Origin of the sequence: Rhodococcus sp. NPDC047139 (genome assembly GCF_040643435.1) — a bacterium.
In the GTDB taxonomy this organism is placed as follows: Bacteria; Actinomycetota; Actinomycetes; order Mycobacteriales; family Mycobacteriaceae; genus Rhodococcus.
In genome coordinates this window covers 1-16,657 of record NZ_JBEYUH010000017.1, presented here as the reverse complement: position 1 = coordinate 16,657, position 16,657 = coordinate 1, and the positions used below count along the sequence as shown (strand labels likewise).

Here is a 16,657-nt window from a genome sequence, read left to right as displayed (position 1 = left end):
CCTCTCTTCGTCACCGTCGGGCGAACATCGGCAGTGCCATCGCCACGATGATCAGCCCGGCGCCGGCTGCGGCAAGCAGCGTCACGGACTCCCCGAAGGCCATCATCCCGATCAGGAGCGCGACCACGACTTCGAGGTAGGACAGCCCGGACAACTCCGCCGCACGGAGGTGCTTTCCGGCCACCACGAGCAGACCCAGCGCAAAAAGGCCGCAGACGACGAAGAAACCTCCGGCCCAGATCCAATGGCCCGCAGTCATACCCGACATGTCCGGCCTGGTCGCAAGCACCATTGCGCCTGCCGCGACGGCACCGAACACGAAGTTCCAGAAGCACCGGGCGTCGGAGGACATGTCGGTGCGATATCGGTAGCACAGCAGCGCGGCGCCGTAGAAGATCCCCGAGGCCACGCCGAGTACGGTGCCCAGCGTCTCGTGCTCACCGCCGGCGCGGTTGTCGCCGACGAACCCGGCAGCGAGAAGCATTCCGGTGAAGGCTGTTCCGATGGACAGGGCGTCGAGGCGACGGATCGACTCTTTCAGGAGGATCCGGGCGAGAACGGTAGCGACGACCGGTCCGAGATAATGGAGCACCACCGCCCGTGAGAGGTCGGTCAGGACGGTCGCGGACAGATAGGTTGCCAGGGACAGGCCGAGGAGAACGCCTCCACCCACGACGGACCAGGACAGACGGGTTCGGCGCAAGTGTCCGAGACGCCGGGACAGTGCGATCAACACGAGCATGCCGGCGGCCCCGACGACCATGCGCCCGAGTGTGAGTGCCTCGCCGAGTACAGCACCGTCGGGTGTGGCCTTGCGGCCGAACAGTCCTGCGGCGCCCATCGCTGTCGCCGACAATACGATCGCGACGATTCCGAGCTGACGGCTGGTGGGCGCAGGAGGATCGGGGAGAACCGGGCCGCCCGGCGGCGCGGTCCGGGAGCTGGTGGGGCGCAGCAGCGCCGAATGCGAACTCACGACGCGCGACGGCGCGCCCAGGGAAACGGTCACACGTCTTCCTCAGGACAGGGTGCACGAAGTGAGCACCAGCGGGTGTTGTCGTTCCCCGCTCTGTCATCGGACCTGAGAGCTTTCGCGGACGTGATCCGCTTACACCTTCGGTGAACCCGGAAGAGTTGCTTTCCAGAGGAGCCTCGCCGTGGCGGTCTTGGGGGCCTGAGAGATTCCCGGGGAGGTTGCTCCTTCGGCGCCCGCTGTGTGCGGGACTCTCCCGCCGCGGTTCGGTGGCTGTTCAGTTGTTGCGACAAAGTATGCCATGGTCCTTCGTAAGTCTGCGCGGTAGCGATCTGCATCGGCGCAAGCCGTTCACGGCGGTGTTCGGCGCACGACCGGAGCGAGGCGCTCGCTCTGGGGCGGAGCGACCCGGTGCGCCGATAGCGTGATCGACATGACCATCGTTCCGAGATCATGGATGCAGTTGCGATTCGCCGCGGGCACGTACCGATTTCGGGAAAGTCTGTTCGGCCTGCCTGCCCTCATCGTCCTTGCGGGAGCCGTAGTCGCAGAGGTGAGCGGCTACATCGACCGGACGGTCGGTCCCTTCTCGTGGGGACTGAAGATGAACAGCAACGCGGCGGTCTGGCTGCTGAGCACCGTGGCGGGTGCCACGATCACCACTGCCGGCGTCGTATTCTCGCTGACGGTCGTGAGCTTGCAGTTGGCCAGTAGTCAGTTCTCGCCGCGTGTGATGCGGTCCTTCATCCGAGATCGGGTCAGCCAGACGGTGATCGGGATGCTGGTGGCGACCTTCGTCTACTGCGTACTCACGCTACGGCACATCGGTGCGGACGAAGCCGCACCTGCCCCGACGATCTCGACCACCCTCGCAGTGGCCCTCGCGGTGGCGACCGTGGTGCTCATCATCGCCTATCTCAATCGGCTTGCCCACGGATTGCAGGTCGGTGAGGTCGTGCGAAGTATCGCGTCGGAAGCCGAGATGGTCATATCGAGTGCGGGCAGGAGTGCGCATCGCGAGATCCGCGCCGAGGGGGTACCGGAGCCGGATTTCGATGAAGGAACGACGGTGTACGCTCCGCGCGACGGCTGGGTGACGCAGGCGCCGGCGGAACTCGTGCTGGCCGTGGTACCTGCGGGGACGGTGGTGCGACTGGAGACACGGCCCGGCGCATACATCCACCGCGGAGAGCCGCTGCTGCGGGTTCATCCGACACCGGATCGGGCTGCGACGCTACGGCTACTCGAGTCGGCGGTGGAGATCTCCGATGCCCGCACCATGCAAGAGGACGTGGATTTCGCGCTGCGGCAACTGGTCGACATCGCGCTGCGCGCGCTGAGTCAGGCGATCAACGACCCGACGACCGCGACCGAAGTGGTTCTGCGGCTCGGCAGTCTGCTGCGTACGTTGCTGATCACCGACAGTCCTGCGCCGGTGATCGCGGGGCCGGAGAACCGGATTCTGCTGCGCCCGTGGATCCTGTCTCCCGAGGAATACATCGACCACGCCTTCGAGCAGATCCGTCAGGCAGGTTCCGCGCAGCTGCATGTCGCCACGGCGCTCGCCCGGGTGCTGCGCATGCTCCTGGACTACGTCTCGGAGCACGACCGCACCGAATACGTACCTGCCTTGCAGTACCAGTTGCGTCTGCTCGTCGACGCGGTGGTCGATCGGCCGGAGTTCCATCCGGAGGACGTGGAGCGCTTCCGCGCGGTCGCCGAGTCGGCGACGGATCCCGCCGAACATCGACTGTCGTGACCCGCCGTGTAGGACCGGTGACCGGCGGCTACCCGTTCTGCACGGGAAGCCGTCCGTCGAAGGGAAGAAACCGTGGCGACGAATTTCTCCGTAGGGGACCACGTCCGATGGAACTCGGAGGCCGGATATGTCGAGGGTGTGATCATCGAGAAGCACACCGAGGATGTGGAGTTCGAGGGACGCATGCGTCGTTGCAGTGAGCACGATCCGCAGTACGAGATCCGGAGCGACAAGACCGACCACGTCGCCATGCACAAGGGTGGTGCACTGAAGAAGATCTGACTGCGGCAGTTCGTCAGGTGATCAGTGCCCGACCGACGCCGCAGACCGCAACCGCCCACAGGACCGAGGCGGATGTACCGATGATAGGTCAAGCTTGGTGGCTTGATATCAGAAAATCAAGCCTCCAGGCTGGACCTCGAGGTGGGCAGCGCCTCACCCGCGGCATCGAGCGCGGAACCGGCAGGTGGGGGAAGTCGCGCCTCGAGCAACAGGCCTGCCGCGCCGAGAGCCATGCACACTCCCGTGATCACCATCAGCCGCGGATCCGTCCGGCCGGTCAGTGCGTCGCCGAGCAGCACGACCGCCACGGTGCCGGGCAGGATGCCGACCACCGTGGCGAGCGTATAGGGCACCAGTCGTACCGCAGAGACGGCACAGCAACAGTTCACGACGAAGAACGGGGCGGCTGCGATCAGCCGCAGCGAGCCCACTGCGAGCCACCCGCGTCGGGCCAGGCGCAGATCGATCGCCCGCGCCGCCGGGTGTGTGAGCCGTGCCTGGACGGCCTTGCGTCCGACAGCCCGTACGAGCAGGAAGGCGAGGACCGCGCTGACCGTGGTGGCGGCGATGGTCACCCCGATGCCGACGGCGCTGCCGAACAACACGCCGGCGCTGAGTGTGAAGACGGTTCGTGGCACCGGCATGATCGTCACCAATGCGTGAACGGTGAAGAAGATCAGGGGCAGTGTGGGGCCGTCCACCGATTCGGACCATTCGCGGATCTGGGCGATCGACGGGTGCGGCATCACCAGAGCTGCAACGACAAGTGCCGCCAGTAGACCCAGTGTGCCGAGCACTCTGCGGTCTGCGGCAAGCCTCGTCACGGGCGTTCACACTACCGCTCGGCCGCATTCGCTTCCCCCGAGCGGCCTCCGGGCGTGGACACGATACCGTTCCTGTGGACGGCTTCGTTATCGATCGCTAGAAAAACTGTGGTGATCCCCACAACGGCCGTGCGGTGTGGGGGGCTAGCATCACAGCCACGGCAACCTAACCTTTCCGTGGTTGTCCACCTCCGGCCGACAACGCCGTCCGTACAAAGTCTGCAAACCCGCAGTAGGAGGAATCGCCCGTGTCATTAGCTGCAGAAGCCGAGGATGCCGCGCGCGCATATGCGCAGTGGCAGGACGCGGTGGCGGGGGTGCTGGCCAAGTCCCGACGCGTCGACCCGGCCGAACTCGGACCCGAGCCGCAGCGTCTGCTCGAGACCACCACCTACGACGACGTCACCGTCGCGCCGCTGTACAGCAGCCGCGAGGAGCGCGACGAAGCGCCGCTGCCCGGCGAGTTCCCGTTCGTCCGCGGCGGATCGTCCACGCGTGACGTCAACAGCGGCTGGCGCGTCGACGCCCGGTTCACCGGCACCGACGCAGCCTCGGTCAACGAGCGGATCCTCGACGCCCTGAACAACGGCGTCAGCTCGGTGTGGCTCGAGACCGGTGCCGGCGCCGTACCGGTGGATGCTCTCGACACCGCCCTCAACGGAGTCCTCCTCGACCTCGCGCCCGTGCGCCTCGATGCCGGTGCCGACGCGATCGCAGCGGCCACCGCCGTGTACGCCGTGCTCGACTCCCGTACCGACATCGAGGATCGCGCCGCAGTGCACATCTCCCTCGGTGCCGCACCGCTGACGAGCGCGTTCTCCGGTCGCAGCGACATCACCGTCGCCGAGGCCGTCGAGCTGGCCCGGGCCGCCGCCGACCGCGCCGAGGCAGTCCGCGCCCTCACCGTGGACGGCACCGCTTTCCACAACGCGGGTTCGTCCGACGCCGAGGAGCTCGGTGCGGCGATCGCCGCCGGACTCGACTACGTGCGTGAACTCGTCGCTGCCGGGATGCCGGTCGCCGCAGCGCTCGGACAGCTCGAGTTCCGTCTCGCCGCGACCGACGACCAGTTCCAGACCATCGCCAAGTTCCGGGCCGGACGTCAGGTGTGGGCGCGTGTCGCCCAGGTCGCCGGCGCTGCCGAAGCCGGCAACGCCCCGCAGCACGCGGTGACCTCGGCCGCGATGATGTCCCAGCGTGACCCGTGGGTGAACATGCTCCGCACCACTCTCGCTGCCTTCGGAGCAGGCGTCGGCGGCGCCGACGCCGTAACGGTCCTGCCGTTCGACGCTGCTCTGCCGGCCGGAGCGCTCGAGGTCTCCGAGGCGTTCTCCGCCCGCATCGCCCGCAACACCCAGCTGCTGCTGCTCGAGGAGTCCAACCTCGGTCGCGTGCTCGACCCCGCTGCGGGCTCGTGGTACGTCGAGGAACTGACCGCGCAGATCGCCGAGAAGGCGTGGAGCTTCTTCCAGCAGATCGAGGCAGCCGGTGGATACCGCGCCGCCCTCGATGCCGGGCTGATCGCCGAGCGTGTCGCCGCGACCCGGGCACGCCGTGAGTCCGACGTCGCCCACCGCAAGTTCTCGGTGACCGGTGTCAACGAGTTCCCGAATCTGGCCGAGAAGCCGCTGCCCGTCGGTGCTGCCGAGGCCGGTGCGTTCGCAGCCCGTTACGCCGCGCCGTTCGAAGCGCTGCGCGACCGGTCGGACATCCATCTGGCATCGCACGGTGTGCGGCCGCGGGTGCTGCTCGCCCCGCTCGGCCCGATCGCCGAACACAACGTGCGCGCGACCTTCGCTGCGAACCTGCTCGCCGCCGGCGGCATCGAAGCGATCAACCCCGGACCGCTCGATCTCGACGCCGACCTGTCGTCGCTGGTGAACGAGACCGGCACGTCGGTCGCCGTGTTGTGTGGTACCGATGCTCGCTACGGCGAGCAGGCCGCTACCGCTACCGCTGCGTTGCGTGCGGCGGGTATCGCGACGGTGCTGCTCGCCGGCCCCGAGAAGGCCGTGGGAGATGTGCAGGGCGACGATCGTCCGGACGGATTCCTCACCGCGCGCATCGACGCCGTCGCCGCCCTCACCGACCTGCTGAACACTCTGGGAGCGTAAGTGAGCATCGAACACGAAATCGGCAGCTTCGCCGACGTCCCGCTGACGGACCCGACCGAGCCGGGACCCGCCGCTCCCACCGCGGAGCAGGCCGCCGCGCTCGTCGAGTCCGTCGCTGAGGCGAACAACTACACCACCGAAGACGTCGTGTGGTCGACGCCCGAGGGCATCGACGTCAAGCCGGTCTACACCAAGGCCGACCGCGACGCCGTCGTCGCCGACGGATACCCGCTCGACAGCTACCCGGGTCTGGCGCCGTTCGTGCGCGGACCGTACCCGACGATGTATGTGAACCAGCCGTGGACCATCCGCCAGTACGCGGGCTTCTCCACCGCCGCCGAGTCCAACGCCTTCTACCGGCGTAACCTCGCTGCCGGGCAGAAGGGCCTGTCGGTCGCCTTCGACCTGGCAACGCACCGCGGCTACGACTCCGATCACCCGCGGGTGCAGGGCGACGTCGGTATGGCAGGTGTCGCGATCGATTCGATCCTCGACATGCGGCAGCTCTTCGACGGCATCGATCTGTCGCAGGTGTCGGTGTCGATGACCATGAACGGTGCGGTGCTGCCGATCCTGGCGCTGTACGTCGTGGCGGCGGAGGAACAGGGCGTCAAGCCCGAGCAGCTGGCCGGAACCATTCAGAACGACATTCTGAAGGAGTTCATGGTCCGCAACACCTACATCTACCCGCCGAAGCCGTCGATGCGGATCATCTCCGACATCTTCGCGTACACCTCGGCGAAGATGCCGCGGTTCAACTCGATCTCGATCTCCGGCTACCACATCCAGGAAGCCGGAGCCACGGCCGACCTCGAGCTCGCCTACACCTTGGCGGACGGCATGGAGTACATCCGCGCCGGTCTCGACGCGGGGATGGACGTCGACAAGTTCGCGCCGCGACTGTCGTTCTTCTGGGCGATCGGCATGAACTTCTTCATGGAGGTCGCCAAGCTCCGCGCAGGCCGGTTGCTGTGGAGTGAGCTCGTCGCGAAGTTCGGTGCGAAGAACCCGAAGTCGCTGTCGCTGCGCACCCACTCGCAGACCTCCGGTTGGTCGCTCACCGCGCAGGACGTGTTCAACAACGTCGCGCGCACGTGCGTCGAGGCGATGGCCGCGACCCAGGGGCACACCCAGTCGCTGCACACCAACGCGCTCGACGAGGCGTTGGCGCTGCCCACCGACTTCTCGGCCCGTATCGCACGCAACACCCAGTTGCTGCTGCAGCAGGAGTCGGGCACCACGCGGCCCATCGACCCGTGGGGCGGCTCGCACTACGTCGAGTGGCTCACCCACGAGCTCGCCAACAAGGCGCGAGCTCACATTGCCGAGGTCGAAGCTGCCGGCGGTATGGCACAAGCGATTTCGGAGGGAATCCCGAAGCTGCGCATCGAGGAGGCGGCCGCCCGCACCCAGGCGCGCATCGACTCGGGTCGCCAGCCGGTCATCGGCGTCAACAAGTACCAGGTGACCGAGGACCACGAGATCGAGGTCCTCAAGGTCGAGAACTCGCGTGTGCGGGCCGAGCAGATCGCCAAGCTCGAGCAGCTGCGCGCAGACCGGGACGAGGACGCCACCCGCGCTGCGCTCGACGCGCTCACCCGCGCCGCTGGTGCACAGAGCCAGGGTCTCGAGAACAATCTCCTCGCGCTGGCCATCGATGCGGCACGCGCGAAGGCGACCGTCGGCGAGATCTCCGACGCCCTCGAGAAGGTCTACGGCCGCCACCAGGCCGAGATCCGTACGATCAGCGGCGTGTACCGCGACGAGGCCGGTAAGGCCACCAATATCAGCGCCGCGACCGAGCTGGTCGAGAAGTTCGCCGAGGAAGAGGGCCGCCGCCCGCGCATCCTCGTCGCGAAGATGGGTCAGGACGGTCACGACCGAGGTCAGAAGGTGATCGCCACGGCCTTCGCCGATCTCGGCTTCGACGTCGACGTGGGACCGCTGTTCCAGACCCCCGAAGAGGTCGCCCAGCAGGCGGCCGACAACGACGTGCACGTCATCGGCGTGTCGTCGTTGGCCGCGGGTCACCTGACGCTGGTCCCTGCCCTCAAGCAGGCACTGGCCGAGGTGGGCCGCGAGGACATCATGATCGTCGTGGGTGGTGTCATCCCGCCGGGTGACTTCGACGAGCTCTACGCGGCCGGTGCAGCGGCGATCTTCCCGCCCGGCACCGTGATCGCAGATGCGGCGTCGGGTCTGCTGACCAAGCTCGCCGCCCAGCTCGGCCACCAGCTCGGGGACTGACGTCGGCATGAGCGACACCTCGGTCGACGCCGCGCGGACCCGCCGCCGCCCGGTCGACGTCGACGCCCTCGCCGAAGCCGTGCTCGCGAACGAGCGGGCAGGCCTCGCGCGGGCGATCACGTTGATCGAGTCGACTCGCGACGACCATCGGGAGCAGGCGCAGCAGCTGCTGTTGCGCCTGCTCCCGCACGCGGGCAACGCGATTCGGGTGGGTATCACGGGTGTGCCCGGCGTCGGCAAGTCGACCTTCATCGACTCGCTGGGCATGCTTCTGCTCGAGCAGGGACATCGTGTCGCGGTTCTGGCCGTCGACCCGTCGTCGACTCGCACGGGTGGTTCGATCCTCGGTGACAAGACACGCATGGCGCGCCTTGCGGTGCAGCGGGACGCGTATATCCGGCCGTCACCGTCCGCCGGCACCCTCGGCGGCGTGGCGAAGGCCACCCGCGAGACCATGGTGCTCCTCGAGGCCGCCGGGTTCGACGTGATCCTCGTCGAGACCGTCGGTGTCGGGCAATCCGAGGTGACCGTGGCGAACATGGTCGATACGTTCTGCTTCCTGACTCTGGCCCGAACCGGAGACCAGCTGCAGGGCATCAAGAAGGGCGTGCTCGAACTCGCCGATCTGGTGGCGGTGAACAAGGCCGACGGAGAGCATGCACGTGACGCACGCGTGGCGGCTCGTGAACTCGCGGGCGCGATGCGCATGGTGCATCCGCACGATGCGATCTGGAAGCCACCGGTGATCACGATGAGCGGTCTCGAAGGCGAGGGGCTGGACACCTTCTGGGGCACGGTCCTCGAACACAAGAAGGTGCTCACCGAAGCCGGTCTGTTCGAGGAGAACCGCCGCCGCCAGCAGGTGGACTGGACGTGGACGATGGTGCACGACCAGTTGTTGCGGCGACTCGAGACGTCGCCGCGCGTCCGGGCGATCCGTAAGGACGTCGAATCAGGGGTGCGGGACGGGTCGCTCACCGCAGCGCTCGCCGCACAGCGCCTGCTCGACGCCTTCGATGGGGTCGAGCAGGCGAAGACCGCCGACGGCGAGGACTCGTAGGCAGTGGGCCGCCGCGCGATCGCCTACCTCGCCTTCGGCCTGTTCGCGCTCGTGGCGGTGGCCCACCTCGTCTCGCAGGTTGTGGCGGCGGAGTCGGCATTCACCGATGTCTCGCAGTGGTTTCTCATGCCGCTGCTCGCCGTCGGACTGGCGCTGATCACGACTCGGCCACGCTCGCGTCTCGTCGCGTGGACGCTGGTGGCCCTGACTTTCTCGTGGTTCGGTGATGCCGCGCCGGATCTCGTCGACGGTGATGCATCGTTCCTCGTGCTCGTGGGTTTCTTCCTGTGCGCCCAGCTCACCTACATCTTCGCGTTCGTGCCGTACCGGCACGGCAGCGTGCTGGACACGCGCCGCTGGGTGATCGCGGTCTACGCGGCCGCGGTGGTGACGCTGGTCGCCCTGTGTGCGCCCGGTGCGGGGATGCTGGTCGTGGCGGTTGCGGTCTACGGAACGGCGCTGGCGACGATGGCCGTACTCGCGACCGGTGTGTCCCGCTCCGCTGCGGTCGGCGCGGTGTTGTTCGTCGTGTCCGATTCGCTGATCGCCGTGCGTGCCTTCGTGGACGGACTCGCGCTTCCTCTGCCGGGAGTGTGGATCATGGCCACCTACATCCTGGCGCAGGTGCTGATCGTGCGCGGTGTGCTCACCGCGCACGATCAGCACGGACGGTTCTACAGGTCGAGCAGTTCCTTGGCGACGGCCACGGATGTCGGTGCGTCGAGCGACGGCTGATCGCCCCACTGACCGCCGCTGATCGACACCTCCACGTCGGGAAGCTGGATCTGGGTGACCGAGACGGCCACGGTCGAGACGGCCTGGCCCATGGTGTAGGCGACGCCGCCCGCGGCCTCGATCTCGGCGTCGGGAATCAGCACGAGACCGCCGGTCTCGAGGTCGCTCGCCGACGGTACGGTTCCGGAGCCCGGAGCCATCACGATCTCCACCGACCGGATCTCCTCGAGGCCGGCGGCGTCGTCCGGCGTCTCCCACGCGCAATAGACGCTGTACTCGTCCACACCGCTCGACGAGCGCAGGGTCAACCCTTCGATGTAGGGGGCGACCGCGGGCGCGACGTCGTCGCAGGAGCCGAAACGGGCGACGAGGTCGCTTCCGAGTCCGCTCTGATCGCCGAGGGTATCGGCGTCGAAGCTCGCAGTGCCGGTGTCCGGTTCGTCGGGACCGGACGAGGTGTCGTCGCCGGCGGAACAGGCGCCGACGAGCAGGGCGCCGGCAAGGGTCGCGGATGCGACCGCGTAACGGGTGAGATTCACACGGCGCATCGTAGCGTCAGGACCAACCGTAGGTGATCTTGATCCCCACTATGCGACCGAGCCGCACAATATGTCCCTGCAAGCGTGTCCCTACAAGCCGAGAAGCTGTTTGGCGACCGCCACGCCCCCGGCGGGATCGAGGACCTTCGTGGCGTCCCGGCCACCGACGGTGATCGACACCGAAGCCTGAGGAAGTTCGACGCCGGTCGCGGTGAAGGCGGTGCCGGCCATGTTGATCGGCATGCTGTGCGCGAATCCGCCGGCCGCCTCGATGGCGGTGTCGGGAAGCACCACGAGGCCGGTCTTCGCGGCCGTGGCGGGAGTGACGGTCTCGGGTTCGACGACGACCTCGACGGACCGGATTCCGGAGGCAGGTTCGCCGTTCGCGGGTTCCCAAACGCAGTTCACCCTCTGGCTGCTCACGACACCGGAGGGTGCGGGGGCAAGGCCGTCGATGTACCGCTCGAGGGTGGCCCCGATGGCCTCGCAGGTGGGGTAGTTCTGCGCGATCCGCACGAGATACGGCGAGGCGGCGGCGGCGGATGTCGTGGATCCGGCGTCCGCGGCGTTACGGATGCCGACCGTGGTGTCCTCGCCGGACGTACAGCCGGTCAGAGCCACGCCGGCAGCGAGGAAGACGAAGGCACTCGTATGTACTCGATTTTGTCGCACGCGGGGATGATAGCGATTGTCGCGCCTTGCCGGGAGGCTGTGGTGACAGGGCGGAATTCGAACGAATTTTGTTGTGCCCTGGCACCTTTTGGATCAGGAGATGTGCCTCGGAGCGGTGGTGTCCGTGACTTCGAGTAGGGTCGCCGGGGTCGGTTGGGCCAGCGGCTCGAGCGAACCGCTCTTCTCCGCACGGGTCAGGCGCGAGCGCTTCCAGGAGACGACCAGAAGGGCGATCCACGCCACCACGATGCCGAGGTAGAGCACGGCCAGTGCCGCACCGGTGAGGCCGAACGTCCCGGCCAGTTTGTGGGCGTTGGTCAGCACGATGACGCCACCGACACCGGTGCCCAGCAGTGTCGCCGGGACGCGGCTGACGAGCCAGGCCGCAAGAGGAGCTGCGACGGCGCCACCGAGGGCGAGGCCGGCGACGATCACCAGATTGCCGAGCGATTCGTGGCCGAGACCGAACAGGAAACCCACGCTCGCCGCAACCGCGACGAGGAACTCCGATGCGCTTACCGACCCGATCACGGTGCGCGGGGCCGTCTTGCCCCGCGAGAGCAGGGTGCTGGTGGTGATCGGCCCCCATCCGCCACCACCGCTCGCGTCGATGAACCCGCCGAAGAAGCCCAGCGGCGACAGGAACTTGGCGGTGTGCGGGGAGGTGCGTGCGTGTGCCACCGCCGGCGGCCGCACCGAGAACCGCAATGCCACGTACACGCCGATGGCCAGCAGAATTCCGGCGGTGACCGGCTCGGCAGCTTCGGTCGACAGCCCCGACAGCACGGTCGCACCGAGGAATGCACCGATGGCTCCGGGCACACCGAGCCGCAGCACGACCTTCCAGTCGATGTTGCGGAAGCGCCAGTGCGAGGCACCCGAGACGAGGGTGGTACCGACCTCCGCGAGATGCACCGCCGCGCTGGCGTGGGCCGGACCGACACCGCTGAACAACAACAGGGTCGTTGCGGTGACACCGAACGCCATGCCGAGGGCGCCGTCGACGAGCTGTGCGCCGGCACCGACGAGCGTGAAAATGAGGAGATTGAACATGCATTGGCTCCGAAAGCTGGAAGAACCCGAGAAGATGGATGAGCGACACAGCGCTCAGCGACACTCCTGGATGCAACACAGACAATCGAAGCAGGCGCCACGGCGGGTGGGCCAGAACGACATGAGCGCGAGACGAGTGGCCGGAGCCGCCTCGATACTCGTCGCATCCATGTGTCGTCCTCAGCTTTCTTCCCTCGTGCCGAGGGTTCGGTTCGGTCGAGCATAGCCCGTACCCGCGACGCGGCAACATTCGCCGGGGCGATTTCCCCTTCGCCCGGGGAAGCGGCCCGGATCGGTCAGTTCAGGCGGCGGGCGGTGATCTCGAAACCGGCGGCGCGGAGCCGTTCGGTGAGCACGTCCCCGAAAGCCACCGCCGGGGTGAGAACCCCGCCCCCGGCGTGCAGTGCGGCACCGCCGAGCGCGAGTGAGAGGGCCGATTCGGCGAGCATGACGGCCGTGGCCTTGTAGCCCGGATCGCCCTTCGCTCCGAAACGGGCGGTGTACCTGGCACCGGACTCGGTCGAGGCGTACACCTCGACGGTGAAGTAACCGTTCTCGCGCGTCTTCTCCGACGGTCCTTCGCCGGGAGCGGGGAGGATCTTGTCGAGGAGGAACCGCGTGGGCGGGAACGACAGACCGGCGGCGAGGGCTCCTGTGCCCGCAGCGACGAGACCGGCGAAGACGGGCGACAGCGGGGACGATCCGACGCTCATCACCTCGCGGTAGCGGAACCGCCGTCCGTAGGCCCAGTCGCGCAGCGCATTGCTGCGTCGCACGATCCGCGTGTTGTAGGACGCCATCACGAACGGGGCCATCCGTCCGGCGAGTTCGGGGGCGACGGACTTACCGTCGGCGAAGGCGAAATCGTTCTGGCGTCCGAGATCGGGTTCACGGGCCGGGTCCGGCGACAACGAGTACGGCCGGGTCGCGATCTTCCGCGCTGCGGGATCTTTACGGATCGCATCGAGTTGCCGTCGGAGCGAATCGATCGTTCCGCCGCTGACACCACCGCGCAGGGCGGTCAGCACGAACGTCGTGTCGGTCAGTGGCAGCGTGCCGTCGGCCTCCGCCGCGCGGTAGATCGCGTGGACGCCGAGATCGGACGGGACGGAGTCGAAACCGCACGAGTGGACGATACGTGCCCCGGTGCGTCGGGCCACCTCGTCGAAGCGGTCGATGCTCTCGCGGTGGAAGAGCACTTCGCCGGTGAGGTCGACGTAATCGGTGCCCGCTTCGGCGCACGCCTGCACGAGGGGCAGGCCGTATGCGGCGTAGGGGCCGACGGTCGTGATGACCACTCGGGTGGACTCGGCCAGGGTCGTGAGCGATGCGGGGTCGTCGGCATTCGCCTCGATGATCCGCCAGTCGGTCCCGAGGTCCGCGGCGAGCTTCTCGAGTTTGGCGCGTGAGCGGCCCGCGAGTCCGACCGCCACGTCGGCAGGCAGGTGCTCGGCGAGATATGCGGCGGTGAGGCGGCCGACGAAGCCGGTGGCGCCGTAGACGACGATGTCGAGATCGCGGGAGGCAGTCATGCGCCCCACCTTACTCACGAGTAAGTCCGGTGGTCGGCTTTTGCCACCCGATTTCGGTGCCACCACCCTGCCCACGACAGCACTACGGCAACCGCGACCAGCATGCGGACCGCGCCGAGGGCCGACTCCGGGTAGATCACCCCGGTCAGATAGTGATCGATGAACCCGCTCGCCGGCATACCCTCTTCGCCGGCATTGCGGCGCGCCCAGTTCTCGGCCGCGGTCAGCGGACAGTCGAAGCCCACCGCCACCGAGGCGCCTCCCCACAGCACCGCAGCGACGTGCGCGACGATCGTGCGGGGCCACCGCCACGCCAGGAAGCCACCGAACGCGACGTAGAGCACGAACAGGAGATGCACGAACGCCGTGAGGTCGGCGACCACCCGGAACGCCATATGCCCAGGATAGAACGAACAGCGACAGCGGCGGGAGAGCCTGGGTCAGCCCGCCTTGATGACCAGGACCGGTACCGGCGACTCGGCGATCAACCGCTGTACCGTGCGTTCCACCAGGAATTTTCCGGTCGCCGTGCGTCCCCGGCTGCCGACGACCACCCGTTCGGCTTCGCTGCGCGCGAGCAACTCGATGATCGTGCCGACGGGGTCACCGTCGTGGACCGCCGAGAGCAACTCCCAGCCGTGGTCCCCGATCGCCTCGCTCACCTGTGCCCGCACCGCCTCCACTTCGTCGGGCTCGTCGAGGGAGTGGAGCACCACCAGCGGCTCTCGCCGATCGGCGGCCTCTCGCACGGCGGCCTGCAGGGCGATACGCCCTTCCGCGGTATCGGCGTGAACGACAGCGACAGTCATGACTCTCCTCGAGCGGGAACCGGGCGATGCCCTCCATTATCTCCGCCGCCCGGATGCCGGGCCATCACCGGCGTTATGGAGCCGGTCTCCGATACGCCGCCGGCGGTGTGCCGAGCCTCCGGGCTCACCACGGCGCGGGACGGAAGTCCTTGAGGAAGCAGCCGTACAGATCCGTGCCTGCCTCACCCTGCACGATCGGGTCGTAGACGCGGGCCGCACCGTCGACGAGGTCGAGGGGCGCGTGGAAGCCCTCTTCGGCGAGCCGCATCTTGGTGTGGTGCGGCCGCTCGTCGGTGATCCACCCGGTGTCGACGGCCGTCATGAGGATGCCGTCGCCGAGCATCTCTTCAGCACTGGTACGGGTGAGCATGTTCAGGGCCGCCTTGGCCATGTTGGTGTGCGGATGTCCCGCCCCTTTGTAGCGGCGCCCGCCGAACTGTCCTTCCATCGCGGAGACGTTCACGACGTACTTTCGCCGGGCGGGGGACGCCGCGAGCGCCGGCCGCAGACGATTGACGAGGATGAACGGCGCCACCGAGTTGCACAGCTGGACCTCGAGCAGTTCGAGGGGTTCGACTTCGCCGACCGTCTGCACCCAACTGTTGGTGTGCACCAGATCCGGTAGGAGGCCCCCGGCGTCGACGGCGACGCCGGCCGCGACCCGCTCGGGCGTTGCCGAACCGGCCACCAGCGCCAGCGAGGTCAGCGCCCGAGCGGACAGTTCGGCCGGCAGGGATCGCGCCAGCGCTGCCGGATGCGCGTCCGACGGCTTGCCGAAGGTCAGGACTTCGGGCCTCGGGCCGGCGGGCAGCGGATCGGCCTCCGCTTCGGCCAGCGCCGAGTAGGCGCCGGGGGAGCGCCGCACCGTCTGGGCCGCGTTGTTGATGAGGATGTCCAAGGGGCCCTGCGCCGCGACATCGTCGGCGAGGGCCACCACCTGGGCGGGGTCACGCAGGTCGATGCCGACGATGCGCAGCCGATGCAGCCAGTCGCCACTGTCCTCCATCGCGGTGAAGCGACGGATCGCGTCGTTCGGGAAGCGGGTGGTGACGGTGGTGTGCGCGCCGTCGCGGAGCAGGCGCAGCGCGATGTACATCCCGATCTTGGCTCGCCCGCCGGTGAGCAGGGCGCGGCGGCCCCGCAGATCGGTGCGCGCGTCCCGTTTGGCGTGGTTCTCCTCCGCGCAGGTCGGGCACAGCTGGTGGTAGAAGGCGTCGACCCGGGTGTACTTGTCCTTGCAGACATAGCAGTGGCGGGGCCGCAGGAGAGTGCCGGCGCTCGCCCCGCGGGTCGAGGAGGTCAGCGGCAGCCCGGCCGTTTCGTCGTCGATGCGGGTCGGCGATCCCGTGGCCGTCGCGGACAGGACTTCGCGGTCGGCGGTCACACGCTCCTTGCGTGCCTCGTTGCGACGCAGTCTCTTGAACTTCTTGAACATGTGTCCCACGGCGCGCTGCACGGTGAGGGCGTCGGGATGGTCGGCGTCGAGGCCGGCGGCCTGATCGAGCACCTTCAGGCAGGTGGCGAGATCGGTCGGATCGATACGGGTGTGGCGGGGGGTCTCGGCCTCGGCCGTGGTGTCGCTGTGGAGGTTCATCTGCCTTTTTCCGTGTGGTGCTGTGGTCCGATCGTATCGGGCAGGATGATGGGACCCGCATTCCCTATGAGAGGTATCGGAGGAACGATGAGCCCGAGCTCGCCCCTGTCCAAGAAGAAGTTCGCCGAACTGAGCCGTCCCCAGCAGTTTTTCGTGCTCCTGCTCGCGTCGGTGCAGTTGTCGCTCGCCGTGGCGGCGTGGGCCGATCTGGCGACCCGGCCCGCCGACAAGGTCAACGGCAGCAAACTCCGTTGGGCGCTGACGATCGCGGTGAACTTCTTCGGCCCGATCCGCTACTTCCGGAAGGGGCGCCGGGACTGACCGGACCGTCCGCGCAGACGCCGGACGAAGCGAAGGCCCCGAATCGATACGGCGGGTTCACATGATCGTCGCAACACTCTCAACGAGAGGTTGCGACGATCATGTCGTTTGCGGAGGACTGCGACCGGTTCGGTAACCATCTG

16 protein-coding genes and 1 riboswitch are annotated in these 16,657 nt (G+C 67.8%); of the genes, 7 read left to right on the top strand and 9 right to left on the bottom strand.

The window, feature by feature from the left end; all coding sequences use genetic code 11:
• Positions 1-10: 10 nt before the first annotated feature.
• The gene (locus ABZ789_RS18950) at positions 11-1,009 is read right to left on the bottom strand and encodes a DMT family transporter (RefSeq protein ID WP_358426876.1); all 999 of its coding nucleotides are present in this window, start codon (positions 1,007-1,009) and stop codon (positions 11-13) included.
• A gap of 142 nt (positions 1,010-1,151) precedes the next feature.
• Positions 1,152-1,242: riboswitch (glycine riboswitch) on the bottom strand.
• Positions 1,243-1,406: 164 nt separating this feature from the next.
• Between ABZ789_RS18950 and ABZ789_RS18945 the strand changes: the two genes are divergently transcribed.
• Positions 1,407-2,732 (top strand): DUF2254 domain-containing protein, encoded by a 1,326-nt coding sequence (locus ABZ789_RS18945; RefSeq protein WP_358426873.1) that lies wholly within the window; start codon positions 1,407-1,409, stop codon positions 2,730-2,732.
• A 72-nt stretch (positions 2,733-2,804) separates the two neighbouring features.
• Positions 2,805-3,014 (top strand): DUF2945 domain-containing protein, encoded by a 210-nt coding sequence (locus ABZ789_RS18940; RefSeq protein ID WP_358426870.1) that lies wholly within the window; start codon positions 2,805-2,807, stop codon positions 3,012-3,014.
• Positions 3,015-3,130: 116 nt separating this feature from the next.
• Here ABZ789_RS18940 and ABZ789_RS18935 read toward each other — a convergent pair whose 3' ends face one another.
• A complete protein-coding gene (locus ABZ789_RS18935; protein WP_358427076.1) occupies positions 3,131-3,811 on the bottom strand; it encodes a TVP38/TMEM64 family protein in 681 nt (226 codons plus the stop codon).
• 275 nt (positions 3,812-4,086) lie between these two features.
• Between ABZ789_RS18935 and mutA the strand changes: the two genes are divergently transcribed.
• From mutA to ABZ789_RS18915, 4 genes are read left to right on the top strand one after another with little or no spacing between them, the layout of a single operon-like run.
• Positions 4,087-5,952, top strand: coding sequence for a methylmalonyl-CoA mutase small subunit (gene mutA, locus ABZ789_RS18930; RefSeq protein WP_358426867.1), 1,866 nt, complete (start codon positions 4,087-4,089; stop codon positions 5,950-5,952).
• A complete protein-coding gene (scpA, locus tag ABZ789_RS18925) occupies positions 5,953-8,199 on the top strand; it encodes a methylmalonyl-CoA mutase (protein ID WP_358426865.1) in 2,247 nt (748 codons plus the stop codon).
• 7 nt (positions 8,200-8,206) lie between these two features.
• A complete protein-coding gene (gene meaB, locus ABZ789_RS18920) occupies positions 8,207-9,259 on the top strand; it encodes a methylmalonyl Co-A mutase-associated GTPase MeaB (RefSeq protein WP_358426862.1) in 1,053 nt (350 codons plus the stop codon).
• A 3-nt stretch (positions 9,260-9,262) separates the two neighbouring features.
• Positions 9,263-9,994, top strand: coding sequence for a lysoplasmalogenase (locus ABZ789_RS18915; protein WP_358426859.1), 732 nt, complete (start codon positions 9,263-9,265; stop codon positions 9,992-9,994).
• On the opposite strand, the gene ABZ789_RS18910 is transcribed toward ABZ789_RS18915, so the two are convergent.
• The 7 genes from ABZ789_RS18910 to ABZ789_RS18880 all read right to left on the bottom strand — a co-directional run bounded on the left by ABZ789_RS18910 (position 9,934) and on the right by ABZ789_RS18880 (position 16,193).
• Entirely contained in the window at positions 9,934-10,542 is a 609-nt protein-coding gene (locus ABZ789_RS18910; RefSeq protein ID WP_358426856.1) for a hypothetical protein, read from the bottom strand. The two genes, ABZ789_RS18915 and ABZ789_RS18910, sit on opposite strands and share 61 nt — an antisense overlap.
• 81 nt (positions 10,543-10,623) lie before the next feature.
• A complete protein-coding gene (locus ABZ789_RS18905) occupies positions 10,624-11,205 on the bottom strand; it encodes a hypothetical protein (RefSeq protein ID WP_358426853.1) in 582 nt (193 codons plus the stop codon).
• Between the two features lie 93 nt (positions 11,206-11,298).
• Positions 11,299-12,258 (bottom strand): sulfite exporter TauE/SafE family protein, encoded by a 960-nt coding sequence (locus ABZ789_RS18900; protein WP_358426850.1) that lies wholly within the window; start codon positions 12,256-12,258, stop codon positions 11,299-11,301.
• 296 nt (positions 12,259-12,554) lie between these two features.
• Positions 12,555-13,790, bottom strand: a complete 1,236-nt coding sequence (locus ABZ789_RS18895) for a saccharopine dehydrogenase NADP-binding domain-containing protein (protein ID WP_358426847.1) — start codon at positions 13,788-13,790, stop codon at positions 12,555-12,557.
• A gap of 14 nt (positions 13,791-13,804) precedes the next feature.
• Positions 13,805-14,185 carry a DUF2784 domain-containing protein gene (locus ABZ789_RS18890; RefSeq protein WP_358426844.1) on the bottom strand — a complete coding sequence of 127 codons (381 nt, stop codon included), beginning with the start codon at positions 14,183-14,185 and terminating at the stop codon, positions 13,805-13,807.
• A gap of 45 nt (positions 14,186-14,230) precedes the next feature.
• The gene (locus ABZ789_RS18885; protein ID WP_358426841.1) at positions 14,231-14,599 is read right to left on the bottom strand and encodes a universal stress protein; all 369 of its coding nucleotides are present in this window, start codon (positions 14,597-14,599) and stop codon (positions 14,231-14,233) included.
• Positions 14,600-14,723: 124 nt separating this feature from the next.
• Positions 14,724-16,193 carry an SDR family NAD(P)-dependent oxidoreductase gene (locus ABZ789_RS18880; protein WP_358426838.1) on the bottom strand — a complete coding sequence of 490 codons (1,470 nt, stop codon included), beginning with the start codon at positions 16,191-16,193 and terminating at the stop codon, positions 14,724-14,726.
• Between the two features lie 87 nt (positions 16,194-16,280).
• Between ABZ789_RS18880 and ABZ789_RS18875 the strand changes: the two genes are divergently transcribed.
• Positions 16,281-16,514 (top strand): PLDc N-terminal domain-containing protein, encoded by a 234-nt coding sequence (locus ABZ789_RS18875; RefSeq protein ID WP_358426835.1) that lies wholly within the window; start codon positions 16,281-16,283, stop codon positions 16,512-16,514.
• Positions 16,515-16,657: the final 143 nt, after the last annotated feature.